Annotated in this window: 17 protein-coding genes; 11 read left to right on the forward strand and 6 right to left on the reverse strand. The window is 64.3% G+C overall.

Translation table 11 applies throughout. The annotated features are described in order from the left end of the window. Positions 1-90: 90 nt before the first annotated feature. Together aat and JQ597_RS01205 are read left to right on the forward strand one after the other, a co-directional pair. Positions 91-771, forward strand: a complete 681-nt coding sequence (gene aat / locus JQ597_RS01200; RefSeq protein ID WP_212261988.1) for a leucyl/phenylalanyl-tRNA--protein transferase — start codon at positions 91-93, stop codon at positions 769-771. Positions 772-889: 118 nt separating this feature from the next. Then, a complete protein-coding gene (locus JQ597_RS01205) occupies positions 890-2,023 on the forward strand; it encodes a COG3904 family protein (protein ID WP_212261991.1) in 1,134 nt (377 codons plus the stop codon). A 94-nt stretch (positions 2,024-2,117) separates the two neighbouring features. Here the strand turns inward: JQ597_RS01205 and JQ597_RS01210 are convergent, their stop codons facing one another. Then, entirely contained in the window at positions 2,118-3,125 is a 1,008-nt protein-coding gene (locus JQ597_RS01210) for a DUF2155 domain-containing protein (RefSeq protein ID WP_212261994.1), read from the reverse strand. Between the two features lie 327 nt (positions 3,126-3,452). Between JQ597_RS01210 and JQ597_RS01215 the strand changes: the two genes are divergently transcribed. From JQ597_RS01215 to JQ597_RS01230, 4 genes are all read left to right on the forward strand, one after another. Beyond that, positions 3,453-4,232, forward strand: coding sequence for an SDR family NAD(P)-dependent oxidoreductase (locus JQ597_RS01215; RefSeq protein ID WP_212261996.1), 780 nt, complete (start codon positions 3,453-3,455; stop codon positions 4,230-4,232). Between the two features lie 137 nt (positions 4,233-4,369). Next, positions 4,370-5,317, forward strand: coding sequence for a LipP1 family hormone-sensitive lipase (gene lipP1 / locus JQ597_RS01220; RefSeq protein ID WP_212261999.1), 948 nt, complete (start codon positions 4,370-4,372; stop codon positions 5,315-5,317). A gap of 34 nt (positions 5,318-5,351) precedes the next feature. Further along, the gene (locus tag JQ597_RS01225) at positions 5,352-6,560 is read left to right on the forward strand and encodes a citrate transporter (RefSeq protein WP_312011027.1); all 1,209 of its coding nucleotides are present in this window, start codon (positions 5,352-5,354) and stop codon (positions 6,558-6,560) included. A 148-nt stretch (positions 6,561-6,708) separates the two neighbouring features. Further along, a complete protein-coding gene (locus JQ597_RS01230; RefSeq protein WP_212262005.1) occupies positions 6,709-7,191 on the forward strand; it encodes a hypothetical protein in 483 nt (160 codons plus the stop codon). Between the two features lie 100 nt (positions 7,192-7,291). Here the strand turns inward: JQ597_RS01230 and JQ597_RS01235 are convergent, their stop codons facing one another. Beyond that, positions 7,292-7,585: a hypothetical protein gene (locus tag JQ597_RS01235; RefSeq protein ID WP_212262008.1), complete on the reverse strand. Its 294-nt coding sequence runs from the start codon at positions 7,583-7,585 to the stop codon at positions 7,292-7,294. Positions 7,586-7,750: 165 nt separating this feature from the next. After that, positions 7,751-8,692 carry a GlxA family transcriptional regulator gene (locus JQ597_RS01240; RefSeq protein ID WP_212262011.1) on the reverse strand — a complete coding sequence of 314 codons (942 nt, stop codon included), beginning with the start codon at positions 8,690-8,692 and terminating at the stop codon, positions 7,751-7,753. Between the two features lie 94 nt (positions 8,693-8,786). Between JQ597_RS01240 and JQ597_RS01245 the strand changes: the two genes are divergently transcribed. Continuing rightward, the gene (locus tag JQ597_RS01245) at positions 8,787-9,473 is read left to right on the forward strand and encodes a DJ-1/PfpI family protein (protein ID WP_212262014.1); all 687 of its coding nucleotides are present in this window, start codon (positions 8,787-8,789) and stop codon (positions 9,471-9,473) included. Positions 9,474-9,491: 18 nt separating this feature from the next. Then, complete coding sequence (locus JQ597_RS01250) at positions 9,492-10,094, forward strand: glutathione S-transferase family protein (protein WP_212262017.1); 603 nt, start codon at positions 9,492-9,494, stop codon at positions 10,092-10,094. A gap of 415 nt (positions 10,095-10,509) precedes the next feature. On the opposite strand, the gene JQ597_RS01255 is transcribed toward JQ597_RS01250, so the two are convergent. After that, entirely contained in the window at positions 10,510-10,920 is a 411-nt protein-coding gene (locus JQ597_RS01255; RefSeq protein ID WP_212206654.1) for an NADH:ubiquinone oxidoreductase subunit NDUFA12, read from the reverse strand. Between the two features lie 289 nt (positions 10,921-11,209). Between JQ597_RS01255 and JQ597_RS01260 the strand changes: the two genes are divergently transcribed. Beyond that, complete coding sequence (locus JQ597_RS01260) at positions 11,210-11,860, forward strand: BA14K family protein (protein WP_212262019.1); 651 nt, start codon at positions 11,210-11,212, stop codon at positions 11,858-11,860. Positions 11,861-11,926: 66 nt separating this feature from the next. On the opposite strand, the gene JQ597_RS01265 is transcribed toward JQ597_RS01260, so the two are convergent. Then, a complete protein-coding gene (locus JQ597_RS01265; RefSeq protein ID WP_212262022.1) occupies positions 11,927-12,790 on the reverse strand; it encodes a DMT family transporter in 864 nt (287 codons plus the stop codon). Between the two features lie 212 nt (positions 12,791-13,002). Here JQ597_RS01265 and JQ597_RS01270 point away from each other — a divergent pair, with 212 nt between their 5' ends. Continuing rightward, complete coding sequence (locus JQ597_RS01270) at positions 13,003-13,410, forward strand: response regulator (protein WP_212262025.1); 408 nt, start codon at positions 13,003-13,005, stop codon at positions 13,408-13,410. A 14-nt stretch (positions 13,411-13,424) separates the two neighbouring features. After that, a complete protein-coding gene (locus JQ597_RS01275; RefSeq protein ID WP_212262027.1) occupies positions 13,425-15,659 on the forward strand; it encodes a CHASE3 domain-containing protein in 2,235 nt (744 codons plus the stop codon). A gap of 613 nt (positions 15,660-16,272) precedes the next feature. Here JQ597_RS01275 and JQ597_RS01280 read toward each other — a convergent pair. Then, positions 16,273-17,187 carry a heme o synthase gene (locus JQ597_RS01280; protein ID WP_212262029.1) on the reverse strand — a complete coding sequence of 305 codons (915 nt, stop codon included), beginning with the start codon at positions 17,185-17,187 and terminating at the stop codon, positions 16,273-16,275. Positions 17,188-17,192: the final 5 nt, after the last annotated feature.

Here is a 17,192-nt window from a genome sequence, read left to right on the forward strand (position 1 = left end):
CCGTACTTCGTTTTTTCCCGGTATCCAGGCCGCGCCGCCGCTTTTTTCAAGGCATAGCATAGGCTACCGGCTCCCTGCTATTCTCCGGCCATGACATCGCGCGAGTCCGCCGTTTCCGAAATCACGCCCGAGGTGCTGCTGCGCGCCTATGCCTGCGGGATATTCCCGATGGCCGAAAGCGCCGATGACCCCACCCTGTTCTGGGTCGAGCCGGAAATGCGCGGGGTGATCCCGCTCGAAGGCTTTCGCATCGCCTCGCGGCTTGCGCGCACCGTGCGTTCGGACGCCTTCACCGTCACCGTCGACACCGCCTTCAAGGCGGTCATTGCCGGCTGCGCGGCGCCGCAGGCCGGGCGCGACGACACCTGGATCAACAAGCGGATCCGCGATCTCTATGTCGGACTGCACCAGATCGGGCACTGCCACAGCGTCGAGGTCTGGCAGAACGACGATCTGGTCGGCGGCCTATATGGCGTCAGCCTCGGCCGCGCCTTCTTCGGCGAGAGCATGTTCCACACCGTCAGAGACGCCTCTAAGGTGGCGCTGGTCCATCTGGTGGCGCGGTTGATCGCGGGAGGGTTTGAGCTGCTCGACACCCAATACGTCACGGAGCATTTGAAGAGCTTTGGCGCGGTCGAAATTTCCAGGCGCCGCTACCGCGCGATGCTCGACAGGGCGATCGCGGGCGAGCCCGCGGACTTTTTGAAGTTGCCCTCCGATGGGCCGGTCGGCGGCGCCGACGCGCTGGCGATCATCGCGGCGCGCGGCTGAAGACCTGTCCTCATTGGGATTGTGACATCAGTCACAGCCCCTCCCCGCGACCTCTCTTATCCCTGTTTGCACGGCTGGTGGGAATGCTCCGCCTCCGACAACGACAGGGATCGCTCAGATGAGCAACGCGCTGCAAGCGGCACTGGCGGCCGAGCCCGTCGAAAACTCCGCCGCGGACGGCGGCGCCGAACTGGCCGTTACCAGCGCGCCGCCCCCGCTCAGCTTCATCATGCCGGCCCGGTTGCCGCCGCCGCTGCCCAAGCGCCCGGCGCAGAACGTCATCGCGCGGCACTGGCGCGGCGAACTCTCGCTGCCGCGCTCATACTGGATCAATTATGTGGTGCTGGGCACCAGCTTCGGGCTTGCGTCCAGCGTTCTGGGCGCTGCGATCAACCCACGCGTTGGCGAACAGCCGGTGCGCTGGCTGATCTCGCACGGCCTGACCTGGACCGCGATCATCCTGTTCACCATCTGGGGCGCGATCGGCGTCTGGCGCGCGGCGACCGCCTACCGACGCGCAGGAAAGCGCTTCTGGGGCACCGCCGCCAAGGCGACCATGGCGCTCGGCGCTCTCCACCTCGTTTACAGTGTCTACTACGTCGCGATTCCGCAGGGCCTCGGCATCTACGAGATCGCGGCTGGCGATGCGCGCCTCGCGTCACACCAGTTCAAGGTGCTGAACAATGGCGCCATGCTGGATTTCTCCGGAGGTATCTCGTTCGGCACGGCGAAGGAGTTCGAGACCATTCTGAAGGCGATGGACAATGTGCGCACCGTGCGGCTGACCTCGAACGGCGGGCGCGTCGCGGAGGCGCAGAAGATCTCCGACCTGATCAAGGCGCGAGGCCTGTCGACCTACGTTACCCATCAATGCGCTTCCGCCTGCACCATCATGTTCCTCGGCGGCAAGCAGCGTTATCTGCACGCGAACGCACGGCTCGGCTTCCACCAACCTTACTTCCGCGGCATGACCGCGAACGAACAGCGCATCTCGATTGCCCGCGAGCAGGCGCGCCTTGAGAAGTTCGGCCTCAGCGCCGCCTTCGCCGAACGCGCCAACAGCGCAGGTCCCTCGGGCATGTGGTTTCCCGAACAGAGCGAATTGCTGCGCGAGCGCGTGGTGACGTCGATCTTCAACCCGCAGCCGCCGAAGCCGGTGGCCGCCGCGGCGCCGGCGCCATCCGCTCCCGCTTCACGTAGCGTGCCCGTGCTGCCGAAGACGCAGGCGGCCTATCAGGGCGCGCCGCAATGAGCGAATTGCGGAGCCTGCCCGATCCCGTGTGAGAAGATTCACCTTGGCGTATGTCTGCTGGCATCGACGAGAACCGATGCGCCGGGGACGCCGCCTAATTCCCGAACAATCCACCAAACAGCCCACCGGGCCGTTGTTGCTGCGGCGGTGGCGGCGGCGGTTGCTGCTGGAACTGCGGCTGCGGCGGCAGCCCCGACGGCGGCGGACGCGGCGCGGCCTGCTTCGGCGCCGGCGGGCGCTTGGCGGCGGGCGGCGGCGGAGCCGGCTTTGGCAGTTCAGGCTGCGCGCTGACGATGGTCTGGTCGGGGACTTTGCAGTCGGTCAGCCAGATATCGTAGACCGGGTGCTCGACGCCGTGCAGCCCGGGGCTCGCGGCGTACATCCAGCCCGAGAAGATCCGCTTCACCTCGCCCTGCAGCGTGATCTCGTCGACCTCGACAAAGGCGTCGGTATTGGCGGCTTCCGTGGACGGGCGCGTGTAGCAGGCCGACGTCTTCACGCGCAGCGCGCCGAACTGCACCGTCTCGCCGATGTCCTCGTCGAAATTGATGATCCGGCCGGTGATCTTGTCGAGGCCGGAGAAGCTGGCCTTCTTGTTGGTAACCTTCGATGCCGGCGGCTCGGACACCACCTCATCCCCCGGCTGCAGGCTCGCCGAGGCCGGCGGGACGGGTCCCTTGGGCTGGCGCTGCCCCGGTGGCAGGCCCGGCTGCGCATTGGCCGCGGGCGGCACGGCGCCCGGCGCACCTGGCTGCGGCGGCGTTACCGCGATCCCCGGCTGGGTATTCTGTGGAACGACGGTGGTGCCGGGCGGCGGCGCCAGGGGCTGGGTCTGCACGCTTCCGGGCGGAGGTACGCCCTGCCCCGGAGCGGGGCGGTTTGGCGTCGGCAGCAGCCGGCCGCGCGGCAATTCGGGCACTTCCTCGTCGTCGTCGAGTTGCTGCTGTTGCTGCTGCTGGTTGCCACGCGGGATCGCGCCTGGCGGCCGCAGCGGCGGATCGGAAAAAATATTGCCGATCTGCGCGCGCGCGGGTGGCGCAAGCGAGATTGTCGAGGCGGCCACCAGGGCCGCAATACCAGTCAGGGCAATGGTTCGAAACATCTCGCGGCTTTAAAGGGCGAATCGGGCTCGCGACATAGTACAATCTTATCCGCCGCTCGCGTGCCTACCGGTTAACACGCTGAATACGGCGGGGAAAGGGCGGTTACCCCCGTCGCGGGGACGGGCTTCGCCCGCTCCGGGGACGGGCTTCGCCCGCTCCGGGGACGGGCTTCGCCCGCTCCGGGGACGGGCTTCGCCCGCTCCGGGGACACTGGTCAGTCCCGGCCACAAATGAAATAGTCGGTTTCGATCAGCTTTCGCGCGGGTTGCCGTCGCGAAAACCATGAAAATCCGGGACAACCGGACGAGCCAGAGGAAATCCCAGACATGACCGATCGAATTCGCCTGGACGGCCGGGTCGCCGTCGTCACCGGTGCGGCCGGGGTCATCGGAACCGCCACCATCAGGCTGCTCGCCGAGCGCGGGGCGCGCATTGTCGCCGTTGACCGCAAGGAGGCCGACCTCAAGGCCGCCATCCGGGACCTGCCGGCCTCCGCCGAGGCGCTCGCGATCGCCGCCGACGTCACCCAGGAGGACGAAGTCGCCGACTATGTCCGCGCCAGCGTCGACAAATTCGGCAGCATCGACGCCTTCTACAACAACGCCGGCATCGAGGGCGACATCAAGCCGATCCCGCAATATTCGCTGGAGAGTTTTCGAAAAGTGCTCGACGTCAACGTGGTCGGCGTCTTCCTCGGCATGAAGCATGTGCTGCCGGTGATGCTCAAACAGAACAAGGGCAGCATCATCAACACCGCCTCGATCGCGGGCCTGATGGGATCGCCCTATATCGCCGTCTACAGCGCCAGCAAGCATGCGGTGATCGGGCTCACCAAGACCGCGGCCTGGGAATGCACGGGCACCGGCGTTCGCGTCAATTGCGTCTGTCCGGGCCTGATCGACAGCCGGATGCTGTCGACGATCTATCAGGGCCGCAATGGCGGCAATGCCCCGATGCCGATCGAAAAGATGGTCGACCGGATTCCAGCGCGGCGACTCGGACATGCTTCCGAGGTCGCCTCCGTTGTGGCGTTCCTGGCGTCCGATGAAGCCAGCTACGTCACCGGCTCTTCTTACACCGTCGACGGCGGCCGGACGGCCGCCTAAGGATTTGTCATTCCGGGACGGTCCGAAGGACCAGACCGCAGGTGCGCAATTGCGCACCGGAGAATCTCGAGATTCCGGGTTCGATGCTTCGCATCGCCCCGGAATGACACGGATAAAAAACAGAGGTCTTCACTAGCATGCCTGTCGTTCTCGATCCCGATGCCGCCGCCGTCTACAAGGCCTTCCAGGAAGCCGGCCGCCCCCCTTACGAGTCGGGAACACCGACCCAGGCCCGTGCGATGTATCTGGCCGCCCGCCCCGTCGCCAATCCCGAACCGCCGGAACTGGAATCCGCAGAACCGCTCTCAATCCCCGCCCCGCATGGCGCGATCGCGGCCCGCATCTACACGCCGAAGACGCTGCGAAAGACCGGCGGCCTTGCGCCCTGCCTGGTGTTCTATCACGGCGGCGGCTGGGTGATCGGCGATCTCGATTCCCACGACGTGGTCTGCCGCAAGCTCGCGCATGAAGGCGAGTTGATCGTGATATCGATCGACTACCGCCTCGCCCCCGAGCACAAATTTCCCGCCGCTGTCGACGACGCCGTCACGGCGGTGAAATGGATCGCGGCCAATGCGAAAGACCTCGGCATCGACGCGTCACGCGTCATGGTCGGCGGCGACTCGGCCGGCGGCAATCTCGCGGCCGTCGTTGCGCTCGCGGCGCGTGACGGCGATGGGCCAAAGCTCGCCGGCCAGGTGCTGATCTATCCCGCGACGGATTTTGCGATGAAGCATCCCTCGCACAGCGAGCCCGAGACCAGCATTCTGCTGACGCATTCCGTCATCAAATGGTTCTGCAACCACTACCTCAGCGGCCCCGCCGACATTGACAATTGGCAGGCTTCACCGGCGCGCGCGAAAACGCTGGCCGGATTGCCGCCGGCCTATCTGCTGACCGCCGGCGGCGATCCGCTGCGCGACGAAGGCGACGAATACGCCGCACGGTTGAAGGAAGCGGGTGTGCCCGTGACCTACAAGCACTTTCCCGGCCAGTTCCACGGCTTCTTCACCATGGGCAAGCTGCTGCAGCAGGCCAACGTCGCGGCAACCGATATCGCGCTCTGGCTGAAAGCGCTGAATTGACAAATTCGCCCGCGCGAAGGAATTGACGGCAACCATGCTCCTGTTCGGAATACCCGTCGACTTCATCCTGTTCGCGCTCACGCTGCTCGGCGTCGCGCTGTTTCATCGCCACACCCTGCCCGTCGCGTTGACGGGGCTTGCGGCCATCATCCTCTACAAGCTGACCTTCACCGGCTTTAAATACGGCGCCGGCCTTGGTGGCCTCGGCCACCACATGGCGCATGAATGGGTGACGCTGGCCAATCTGTTCCTGCTGCTGATGGGATTTGCGCTGCTGTCGCGGCATTTCGAGGAGAGCCGGATTCCCCAGGAGATGCCGGCGCTGCTGCCGGACGACTGGAAGGGCGGCGTCATCCTCCTGGTGCTGGTGTTCGTGCTGTCCAGCTTCCTCGACAATATCGCTGCCGCATTGATCGGCGGCACCGTGGCGCGCAGTGTTTTCCAGGGCAAGGTCCATATCGGCTATCTCGCGGCCATCGTCGCGGCCTCGAATGCGGGAGGCGCCGGCAGCGTCGTCGGCGACACCACCACGACGATGATGTGGATTGCCGGGGTCAGCCCCCTCGCCGTCGTCGAGGCCTATATTGCCGCCATCGCCGCGATGCTGATCTTCGCCGTGCCCGCGTCGCTGCAGCAGCAGCGCTATTCGCCGATCGTCAAGAATCCGCCGAGCGGCCTGAAGGTCGACACGATCAGGGTGCTGATCGTCGCCGCCATTCTCATTGCGGCGCTGGCCGCCAACATCACCGCCAATCTGAAATTCCCGGCTCTGCTCGACATCCTTCCCGTGCTCGGCATCGCGGTCTGGGTGGTGATCCTTTCAACCGCGGCGTTGCGCAAGCCGGACTGGTCGGTGATGCCCGAGACCTTCAAGGGCACCATCTTCCTGCTGGCGCTGGTGACGGCGGCATCGATGATGCCGGTCGAGAAACTCCCCGCCGCCTCGTGGCCGACGACGCTCGGACTCGGCTTCGTCTCCGCGGTGTTCGACAATATTCCGCTGACCGCGCTCGCGCTGAAACAAGGCGGTTATGATTGGGGCTATCTCGCCTACGCCGTCGGCTTCGGAGGATCGATGATGTGGTTCGGCTCGTCCGCAGGCGTCGCCCTGGCGAACATGTACCCGGAGGCAAAATCTGTCGGGCGATGGATCACCCAGGGCTGGCCGATCGCGGTCGCCTATGTCGTTGGATTTTTCGTCATGCTTGCCGTGCTCGGCTGGCATCCCGACGCGCCGCATTAGCGGAGAGCGCAAGAACCGGCTGCCACGCCGCATCGCGCGCTATCCCTCGGGACTCGGGTGTCGGCGGAGTCTTCAATCTGCGAGACAACACTGCAACCGCGAACCCGCGCCTGTCGGTGAAGGCCTCGCTGTTGCAATGGAGTATCCAATGAATTCGGAAAACCAGGCGAAGCGAAATCCATTCGGCGTCATGGACGTCCCCGATCCCAACGACGCTGACGTGGCGCAGTTCGCCGGCAGCGCGACACTGGAAGGATCCGCGGATGATATGAACGCGGCGAGCTGGGGCACGGCTGACGGCACCAGCCGGTCCGGCACAATCGAAGGCCATTGGTCGAGCCGCTGGAACGGCGGCGCCGATCCCACCATCGCCTGCGATTCCGCCGACAAATGGAAACAGGGGCAAGGCGAAGCGAGAATGGTAGCAGATCGCGTCTATCTCTATTTCGACTGGGATTCCGGCGCACGCAAAGGATTGATCGATGCCAAGCGCCAAGGCCCGCAGCGGCTGGTCGGAAAGTACATCAACCTCACCAGCCCGGCGATCACTCGTCCCTGGATCGGCAGAATCGTGGACGACAGGCGGATCGACGGCCGCTTTCCGGAGGGACGCCTGGATTTCCGCAGATAGGGGCGTCTATTCCGCTCGCGCCGTGTGACGCCGCTGACGTGGCAGGCGCCGCCGGGTCACCCCGACGGAGCCAAATCCAATCTGCAAAGGTCAGTATGACTTAGCGACCGCCGCCACCACCACCACCACCACCGCCACCGCCGCCAGCATTCAACATGGCGTCGTTGTAGCGGGGATCGTTGTATTTCATGTAGGCCGGGCTGCTGTCACGGCGACCGGGAGTCGGTCGTGCACGATTCTGCTCCTGGGGAGTGTAGGTGACTCCACAACCCCACTGCCCCGGCGCGCAATGCGTATCCAGGAAAATGAACGCGTTGGCGCTGGTCGTTCCCATCGCACCCATTGCCAGGAACGCAACGGAAGCGGCCGCGAAGAGTCTCGATTTCACCGACATCTGAATCTCCATTGTCCGGTTTTTGCGAAACCGTCATGGCCCGCATACCCTTTCGACGGCACGAGGTGCAGGGCGGTTCAGTGCGAGGCTTTCAAAAATTTCTGCCCGCCGGGATGAACCTGACGTCCGGTACCGCGACGCGCCCTTGTCGGGAGAGCGACAAGATCACCCCGCGCGTGCCGCCCGCCGCAGCGATTGCGGCGGCTGGCCGAAGGCGCGGATGAAGGCGCGGCGCATCCGTTCCGGATCGCGAAAGCCGGTGGTCTCGGCAACGCGTTCAATCGCCTCGCTGGACGACTGCACGCGCTGCCGCGCCACCTCGATCCGCAACCGCTCGACCGCCTTTGAGGGCGTGGTGCCGGTCTCGGCAATGAAAGCGCGGGTGAAATGCCGCGAACTCATGCCGGCCTGCTCGGCCATGTCCTCCACCGTGAGCGGCGCATCGAGATGTTCGCGCGCCCAGGCCAGCAACGGTCCGAACCGTCCGGTCGGCGACTTCAATTCCAGCAGCGACGAGAATTGCGACTGGCCGCCGCTGCGGCGGTGGTACAGCACGAGCTGCTTTGCGGTTCGCTGCGCGATCTCGTCACCGTAATCCTCGACGACCATCGCGAGCGCCAGATCGATGCCCGCTGATATCCCCGCAGAGGTCCAGACATTGCCGTCGCGTGTGTAGATCCGATCGGCTTCCAGCTTCACTTTCGGATAGGCCGACACGAAGTGCCGCGTGCGCTGCCAATGCGTGGTGGCGCGGCGTCCGTCGAGCAGGCCGGCCTCCGCCAGAACGTAAGCGCCGGAGCAAACGCTGGCGACGCGGACGCCGCGCCTGGCCAACGCACGCACGAAAGCCAGCGTCTTCGGACAGATCGCCGCCGTTCGCACGCCCTCGCCGCCCGCCACGATCAAGGTCGTCGTGATCGCGTTGGAAGGTTTGAAGCCACGCGCCAGCATCTCGACGCCGGAGGTGCTGCGCACCGGACCCGGCGTCGCCGCCAAAGTCCTGATCGCAGGCGCCGCACCTGCGAAGCGCGCGGCGATTTCGAACACCGAAATCGGCCCCGCGGCATCGAGCAACTGAAAGTCCGGAAAGATCAGCACACCGATCATTTGAGGTTATGTCCTTAAATGAGGGAAATATGGCATTTCTGACAACAAGCCACCATGTCAGGATGCACGGGTCAAGTGAAATCAGGGAGTCCTCATGTCGGCGCCGCTTCAGATCGGTCTCGTGTTGTTTCCAAAGGTGACCCAGCTCGATTTCACAGGGCCGCTGCAGGTGTTCTCCAGCGTGCCGGGCGCACAGGTGCATCTGATCTGGAAGCGCATCGAGCCTGTGCCCAGCGACTCCGTCCTGACGATCACGCCGACGGTGACCTTTGCGGATTGCCCGCAGCTCGACGTCATCTGCGTGCCCGGCGGTTTCGGCACCGACGACATGGTCAATGACGAGGAGATGCTGGCATTCCTGCGCAAGCAGGCCGAGGGCGCCAAATACATCACCTCGGTCTGCACGGGATCGTTGGTGCTGGGTGCGGCCGGCCTGCTGAAGGGATATCGCGCGGCGACGCATTGGACCGCGATGGATTTTCTCTCCGCGTTCGGTGCGACGCCGACCAGGACCCGCGTCTGCGTCGACCGCAACCGCGTCACCGGCGGCGGCGTCACCGCAGGGATCGATTTCGCGCTGACGCTGGTGTCGCTGCTGGTCGACCGGCGGACCGCGGAAGCGATCCAGCTCCGGCTCGAATATAACCCGGCGCCGCCGTTCAACTCAGGCTCGCCCGACACCGCGCCGCCGGAAATCCTCGCGCTGATGAAGGAGCGGATGGCGACGGCGCAGCTCCGCCGCGGCGAAATGATCGGCCGCGCCGCCGCAAGGATGACGTAACGGACGGCCGGAAAAATGATGCTCATCGGGGTTAATCGCTCGCCATTCACCCGCCGCGTGGCCATCACGCTCAGGGCTTACGGGATACCGTACGAGCAGCTGCCAATCTCCGGCTTCAATGATCGCGCCGAGGTGCGAGCCTCCAATCCACTCGGTCGCATCCCGGCGCTGGTGCTCGATGATGGCGACGTGCTGGTCGATAGCAGTGCTATCGTCGACCATCTCGATGAGACCTTCGGTCGCGACCGCGCATTAACGCCCGCTGCGGGATCCGACCGACGGGCCGTCCTGAAGGTTGCGGCGATCATGATGGGCGCGTGCGACAAGGGACTTCAGGCCGCTTACGAGCGCAACCACCATCCTCCCGAGAAGCAACATCAACCTTGGTTCGACGATTGCGTGGCACAGATGACGAATGCACTGGCAGCGGTCGATGTCATGATCGTACCAGACACGCCTTATTTGCTGCTCGGTCGTTTGACCCAAGCGGACGTGACGGCATTTGTAGCCGAACGGCTCGCGCGTGGCGTGGGGATCGATACGGACAAGGCAATGCCGCGCCTGCGCGCCTTGACCAGGAAGATCGCGGACGAGTCACCTTTTCGAACGACGGAGCCCTGACGCCGCGGCCTCATCGCCTGCCAGCAGCCTCATTGAGCGGAAAGCTAGCTTCATCAGTCATGCAAAAAGAAAAAGGCCGCCTGGTTGCCCAGACGGCCTTTCCTTTCCTACGGCGGCGCCACATTGACGGGCGATTTCAGAACCTCTGCACCGGGGGCCTATCTCCCAGCCGTATCCTGATCGGGTGCCGCTGCTCATCGGGACAGTCGCGAACTGGAGCCCGAACCGTACGCGATGGTTTCCCATCTCCGTAAGATGGGTTCATTGAACGGCGAACGGGGCAAGTGCGCAAGCATGCAGCAGCCGGTGTCCCCGCTGTTCCCGTTATTCACAGGCGAACGACGCATCCGCGCTCACGACGCGTGCCATGCCGCACGGTCGTCCGCGCTCAACATAACGGTGGATCAGCTGTCTATCAGCTTCCCGGCGTCCAGGGCTGGTAGTCGCCGGTCGCCTTCGGACGGCGGCCGCTCGCCAGCGTCGAGCCGGATGGACGGTAGGCAGCCGATGTGCCGGTCAGGTTCGGCTGGTGCGGCTTTTCCCACTCGCGCGGGGTGTACGTCTCTTCGGTCGGGGCGACATCGACGGTGTGATGCAGCCAGCCGTGCCATGACGGCGGCACCCTCGTCGCTTCGGCATAGCCGTTGTAGACCACCCAGCGCCGCTGGAAGCCGAGCGTCGGATCGATCTTGCCGCCCTTGGTGCGATAATAGGTGTTGCCCTGCTCGTCCTGGCCGACCAGTTCGCCGAAGCGCCACGTCCACAACTGGGTGCCGAAGGTCTGGCCGTTCCACCAGGTGAATATTTTGAGCAGAAACAGCTTCATGAGGGCTCGGCCGGTTCGAGAAGGCTGAGCCGGTGATGCCATCGGCGCGCCCGATTGTCCAGACGCGATCGCCAATTACGGCCAGACCCCGCCGGACCTTGGCCAGACCGTGGCGTGTCCGTCTTTGCGCCCGTTTTTGGCGTCCAATTGTCGCGGAATCAGAACGATCCGTTCATTTGGCATACAGTTCCTGCCTGACAGGTTCAGCGCTGCGCACGATCCGTGCGCTGGCTCGGGAACGCCTTTCTCCTGAAATGGTTAGGTCCGTATCCCGGAGATGGAGCCGACAATGATCAGTTTGAAAGTTTTATGTTCTGCCGCAGCGATCGCGGCACTCGTTGCACCGACCGTGCTGCCCAACCCAAGCTTCGCGCAAGCCCCGCCTAGCGCCGGGGGTGGCGGCGGAGGCGGTGGTGGCGGCCGCGGCGGTGGCGGCGGAGCCGCAATCGGTGGTGGTGGTGGCGGCGGAGCGGCTATCGGTGGCGGCGGCGGTGGTTTCCGCGGTGGCGGCGGTGGAGCGGTGATTGGTGGCGGTGGCGGCGGCTTCCGCGGCGGTGGCGGGGCGCCCCCACCGATGGCAGGCGGCATTCGTGGTGGCGGCGGCGGCGGCGTCATCGGCGGCGGTGTGGCCCCCGGCCCGAGGTTTAGCGGCGGCGGCGTCTATCAAGGCGGCGGCTATCGCCATCGCCATCGCCACGGCGGTTTCTACCCCGGTTTCGCGGCCGGCGCCGTTATCGGCAGCGGGCTTGGCTATTACGGCAGCAGCTACGGCTACTACAACGATCCCTACTACTACGGCGACGAATATGCCGATGACGGCGTGGTGGCGGTGGTCCCCGGCGGCGACGATGTCGCTTACTGCAGGCAGCGCTACCGTTCCTATGATGTGCGGTCGAGAACCTATCTCGGCAATGACGGGCTGCGGCACCCCTGCCCGTAACGCTGGCCTGACGGCGTGAATTCCAAAGTGAACTCCGAGAGCGGCGCATTCCGTGCGCCGCTCTTTTCATGCGCGCAACGCCACCGCGACGCCGCCGAGCGTGATCACCAGGGCTGCGACCTCGCGCAAGCCCAGCGGCTCATTCAGCATGGCCGCCGCCGCCACCACGCCGACCACCGGTACCAGAAGGGTGCCGATCGACGCGGTCGCCGCCGGCAGCCGCTCCAGCGCTGCGAACCAGCAGACGTAGCACAGGCAAAACTGGATCAGCGTGATGTACACCATCGACGCCCAGCCGATCCCTGAGAGCGCCGCTAGCTGAGGCTGTTCGACGGCGAGCCCGATGATCGCGATCGGAAGGCAGCCGAGGCCGATCTGCCAGGCGGCCAGTGACAGCGGCGGCATCGCAAGCGGAAAATGCTTGGTCAGCACGGTGCCAAGCCCGACGCAGACGGCGCCCGCCAGGGCGCACAGGATTCCCGGCAGCTTCTCGACGCTGGCGTCGAAGCCATTGCCGCCGATCAGCACCGCAATGCCGGCCAGCGCGACCGTCAAGGAAAGGGCACGCAGCAGCGACAGCCGTTCGCCGAGGATCGGCCACGCCAGAAACGCCACCCAGACCGGGATCGAGATGCCGAGCACCGCAGCCTCGCTGGCACTCAGCCACAGCAATGCGAGCCCCATGAACGCAACCCAGCCGCCGAGCGACAACGTGGAAACCAGCAACAGCCGCAGCCACATTCCCCTGGGAACGCGCAGCGTCTCCTGCCGCGTCAGCGCGATCAACGCGAGGGCTGCAGCACCGACGATGCCGCACAGGCCGCGCGACGACAGCGGCGGCCATTCCGTCAGCAGATGTTTCATGATCGGGAAATTGAGGCCCCAGCCCACCGAGGCTATCGACAGGACGACGAGGCCGAGCGGCGACATTCGGGGACGACCCGCTGGGCGATGTATGGACACGGCGGGTTAGATCCGGAACCGGGGACGCATTTGTTCTAGTTCTGACACAGACTACCGAATTCGCCTCTAGGCAAATCTTATATGCACTCTATCATACAGACGGCTAGTCAACGTTCCGACTTAATCCTCGTCAGGGGTTTTGCGAGTCGCCGACTGCAGCCCGAGCAAAAGGAATCCTCGTGCCGCGCGTTCTCGTGGTCGATGACGACCCGATGGTTTGCGTTGCCATCGAAGTTTGTCTGCACAGCCAGGGTTTCGAGGTCACCATTGCCGATGGTGGTGAGGCCGGGATGCAGGCGCTCGAAGCGTCCGATTTCGACGTGATGCTGATCGACGTCTTCATGCCGCACATGCACGGGTTTGAATCAATTCGGACGTTCCATGAGCGCCGGCCGGAGGTTCCGATCATTGCGATGTCGGGCTACGCCTTCGCCAATACCGACCGGGCGCCCGATTTGCTGCGGTTGACCATCGAACTCGGCGCGGCATGCTGCCTGCGCAAGCCGTTCACGCCCAACGCGCTGTTGACCAGCGTCCGCGAATGCCTCACGAAACCGGTACAGTCTGCGCGCCTCTCGAAAAGATGAAAATAAAAGCGTCAATGCTCTCGCAGCGTATCATCCTTGGAATCGGCCTCGCGATCCTCATCCTTATCGGTGCTGCCTCCATTGGTCTCGACCTGAAGTCGCGGGCCGATACGGCTGCCGTCGACCATGCCCTGGAAGTGCTGAAGAGGATCTCGGACATCCGGCCGCTGTTGCGCCGCGCCGAAAGTGCTGCGCGCGGCTTTGCGCTCACCGGCAACCCGGACTTCGTGAAGGAATATAACGAGTCCAGTGACGCAATCCTGCCGGCCTTCGATGACCTGATCAAGACCATCGAGGGCAATCCCGGCCAAACCCAGCTGCTCGAGGAAGCCAAGGCCCAGGTGGCTCGCCAGATTGTGACGGGCGGCGAGTTGATCAGGCTCAAGAATGCGGGCGACCAGACGAGAATCGCCGCATTGCTGGCCAATGACGAGGACCGCAAGGCGACGGAGACGATCGGCGAAAATCTGGCAAAGACCGTCGCCGAAGAGCGAAGGCGTCTCACGCTCCGGCGTACCCAGTCCGAAGCCAACGGCGGCTTCCTGCTGGCGGTTGACCTGGCTTGCGTGCTGCTGATCCTGATCCTTGCGACCGTCCTCACGCGCTCGACCGGCAGGTCACGCCGTGAGTTGCAGGACTCCCTCACTGCAACCAAGGCCACCAACGAGGCGCTGGAGGCCGCGGTCGCGGAACGCACCGGGCACCTGGTCACGGCCCACGAGGAACTCCGGCATTCGACCGAAGTGATGCAGAGCACCTTTCACAGCATGGCCGAGGCGGTGCTTGTCATCGACACCAAAGGCCGCGTGCTGCTCTCCAACCCGGCTGCGGAAAAGATGCTGCGCTACCGTCCGGGCATGACCGTGGAACTGCTGCGGCAGCTGAGCACCGTCTTTCGTGCCGACGGCGTCACGCCGCTGCCCACCCGGGAGATGCCGGCGGCGCGTGCGTTGCGCGGCGAGGAGTTCGACGCCACCGAAATCGTGGTGCGGCCCAAGAGCGGCAACGCGCCGGTTCACCTCGTCATCAGCGGCCGGCCGCTGCGCGACGCATCGCGCGCCATCAGCGGCGCGGCGTTGCTCTATCATGACATCACCGCGACGCGCGAAATCGAGCGCAAGCTGCAGCAATCGCAAAAACTCGACGCCATCGGCAAACTGACCGGCGGCGTCGCCCACGATTTCAACAACATGCTGACCGTCATCACCGGCACCACCGAAAGGCTGGTCGGCGCACTCGAGGACCAGCCGGCGCTGCGGAAAACCGCCGAGCTGATCGACGTGGCAGCGGAACGCTGCATCGAGCTGATCCAGCATCTTTTGGCGTTCGCGCGCCGGCAACCGCTTCAGCCGCGCAATATCGACGTCAACGGCACCGTCCTCGACATCGCCAAGCTGCTGCGCCCTACCCTCGGCGAACACATCGAGATCGACTCGATCCTCGAGCCGGAGGTTGCGGCCGCGCATATCGATCCCTCGCAGCTGGCGAACTCGCTGCTCAACATGGCGATCAATGCCCGCGATGCGATGCCCGAAGGCGGCAAGCTGTTGCTGGAGACCCGCAACGTCGTGCTCGACGAGGCCTATGCGCAGGCCAATCCCGACGTGCTGCCCGGCCCGTACGTGATGCTGGCGGTCAGCGACACCGGCACCGGCATGTCCAAGGAGATCCAGGACAAGGTGTTCGAGCCGTTCTTCACCACCAAGGAAGTCGGCAAGGGTACCGGCCTCGGCATGAGCATGGTCTACGGCTTCGTCAAGCAGTCCGGCGGCCACATCCGGATCTACAGCGAGGAAGGCCACGGCACCACGATCAAGCTTTATCTGCCGCCCGCCCGCAGCCAGGCGCCGGCGGCCGTGGTTGCGGCCGCGCCACTGGTCGGCGGCGCCGAAACCATCCTGGTGGTGGAGGACGATGATCTGGTGCGCAACTTCGTCACCACGCAGTTGCAGACCCTCGGCTACCAGACCCTCGATACATCGGACGGCCCTTCGGCGCTGCAGGCCGTGAAAAACGGATTGCCGTTCGACCTTTTGTTCACCGACGTGATCCTGCCCAACGGCATGTCCGGCAGGCAGCTCGCCGACGAAGTCGTCAAACACCGGCCCGGTATAAGAGTGCTGTATACCTCTGGATATACCGACAACGCGATCGTGCACCAGGGGCGGCTCGACCCCGGCGTCTTGCTGCTGAGCAAACCCTATCGCAAGTCGCAGCTGGCAAAAATGATCCGCCAGGCGCTGGACTAGAGTTTTGGTTCTGATTGAATCATAACCGAAGCTCCAGACTCTTGTTTTGACGCGCGTATTTCTACCGCAGATGCGTCTACGCAATCTGCGTAAACTTATTTGCTGTGCGAACCGGTATCCTCTTCGCTCGAAAACGCTCCAGGCGCGGACTCGTTACCGCGTAGCCCGGAACGAATCGTACCACCTGGCGCTTGAATCCCGGTTCTGTTGTGCGTGGCAACCATGAACTGAGAGGCGAAAATGTTCCTGATGGGGCTTGGCGCGCTGCTCGTTCTCGGCGGAGTGTTGTACATGGCGCGCACTGCTATTTGGCGGGGATCGCTTAGCGGCCCGGACTCCTCCCGGCCGGTTCGCGGCACTCTGGAGCCGCCACGGCGCAGCCTCCGATTCCTGGGGCTGGGAACGAACTGGCCGGGCATTCTCCTTATGGTGATCGGTGCAATTCTGTTGGTGTCGGGGTCCGGTTTCTAGCCTCGCCACGGGTGCACTTGCAAACAATGAACAGCGCCGCGCCGCGGCATCAAAGTCGAACCAGTGAAGTGCGGATTGCAGTCCTTCAAATGACCCAAAGGCCCCGGAGCGATCCGGGGCCTTTTTGTTCGATCAGCGTTGGCTAGTGGGATTGAGCGGAGTGTACAGCATTCATCAACAACACACCAAAAAGAAGGACCAGATAGAGCATCGAAAACACGAACAGGCGACGAGCGGGCCGCCTTTCCTTGCCGTCGTCGCTCCGACGTAGTTGCCATGAGAGAAAAATCATGATCGCTCCAAGCATCGCTGCAGCCGCGCCATAGATGGCGCCCGCAAACCCCAGCGCCCAGGGTGTCAGCGAGATCGGAGCCAGAACAACGCTATAGAGAAGAATCTGGCGCTTTGTTTCGGCCTTGCCCGCTACGACCGGCAACATCGGCACCCCGGCTCTGGCATATTCTCCGGCAAGATTGAGCGACAATGCCCAGAAGTGGGGTGGCGTCCACAGGAAGATGATCAGGAACAAGATGAGCGGTTCGAGCCCGACACTTCCCGTGGCCGCAACCCAGCCGATCACCGGAGGGAGTGCACCAGCCGCACCGCCAACGACGATATTCTGCGGTGTTCGGCGTTTGAGCCACATCGTGTAGACGACGACATAGAAGAAAATTGTGAAAGCCAGCAGCGCAGCCGCGGCCATGTTCAGCAAAGTGCCGAGGGCCAGGATGGCGCACATTCCAAGCGTCAATCCGAAAACCAATGCTTCCGGGCGCAATACACGGCCGCTGGGAATTGGACGCATGGCGGTACGCGCCATCACCGCATCGATGTCGGCGTCGTACCACATATTGAGCGCACCTGCGGCGCCCGCCCCGGCAGCTATGCAAAGAAGAGCAATGGCACCGGCGAAGGGATCGATGTCGCCTGGTGCGACCATAAGGCCAACGAGGGCGGTAAAAACGACCAGCGACATAACGCGCGGTTTCGTCAGCGCGACATAGTCCCCGATGCCGGCGTAGCTCCCGCGAAGGAGCATCGAACGATTGATCTGCATGAGAT

Origin of the sequence: Bradyrhizobium sp. AUGA SZCCT0177 (genome assembly GCF_018130125.1) — a bacterium.
Taxonomy (GTDB): domain Bacteria; phylum Pseudomonadota; class Alphaproteobacteria; order Rhizobiales; family Xanthobacteraceae; genus Bradyrhizobium.

Coding starts and splice junctions, on each gene's coding strand:
- lipP1 (WP_212261999.1), top strand. CDS start 4,370: ATGCCTGTCGTTCTCGATCCCGATGCCGCCGCCGTCTACAAGGCCTTC.
- JQ597_RS01210 (WP_212261994.1), bottom strand. CDS start 3,125: ATGTTTCGAACCATTGCCCTGACTGGTATTGCGGCCCTGGTGGCCGCC.
- JQ597_RS01240 (WP_212262011.1), bottom strand. CDS start 8,692: ATGATCGGTGTGCTGATCTTTCCGGACTTTCAGTTGCTCGATGCCGCG.
- JQ597_RS01265 (WP_212262022.1), bottom strand. CDS start 12,790: ATGTCGCCGCTCGGCCTCGTCGTCCTGTCGATAGCCTCGGTGGGCTGG.
- JQ597_RS01275 (WP_212262027.1), top strand. CDS start 13,425: ATGCTCTCGCAGCGTATCATCCTTGGAATCGGCCTCGCGATCCTCATC.
- aat (WP_212261988.1), top strand. CDS start 91: ATGACATCGCGCGAGTCCGCCGTTTCCGAAATCACGCCCGAGGTGCTG.
- JQ597_RS01260 (WP_212262019.1), top strand. CDS start 11,210: ATGATCAGTTTGAAAGTTTTATGTTCTGCCGCAGCGATCGCGGCACTC.
- JQ597_RS01225 (WP_312011027.1), top strand. CDS start 5,352: ATGCTCCTGTTCGGAATACCCGTCGACTTCATCCTGTTCGCGCTCACG.
- JQ597_RS01235 (WP_212262008.1), bottom strand. CDS start 7,585: ATGTCGGTGAAATCGAGACTCTTCGCGGCCGCTTCCGTTGCGTTCCTG.
- JQ597_RS01215 (WP_212261996.1), top strand. CDS start 3,453: ATGACCGATCGAATTCGCCTGGACGGCCGGGTCGCCGTCGTCACCGGT.
- JQ597_RS01230 (WP_212262005.1), top strand. CDS start 6,709: ATGAATTCGGAAAACCAGGCGAAGCGAAATCCATTCGGCGTCATGGAC.
- JQ597_RS01250 (WP_212262017.1), top strand. CDS start 9,492: ATGCTCATCGGGGTTAATCGCTCGCCATTCACCCGCCGCGTGGCCATC.
- JQ597_RS01245 (WP_212262014.1), top strand. CDS start 8,787: ATGTCGGCGCCGCTTCAGATCGGTCTCGTGTTGTTTCCAAAGGTGACC.
- JQ597_RS01205 (WP_212261991.1), top strand. CDS start 890: ATGAGCAACGCGCTGCAAGCGGCACTGGCGGCCGAGCCCGTCGAAAAC.
- JQ597_RS01280 (WP_212262029.1), bottom strand. CDS start 17,187: ATGCAGATCAATCGTTCGATGCTCCTTCGCGGGAGCTACGCCGGCATC.
- JQ597_RS01255 (WP_212206654.1), bottom strand. CDS start 10,920: ATGAAGCTGTTTCTGCTCAAAATATTCACCTGGTGGAACGGCCAGACC.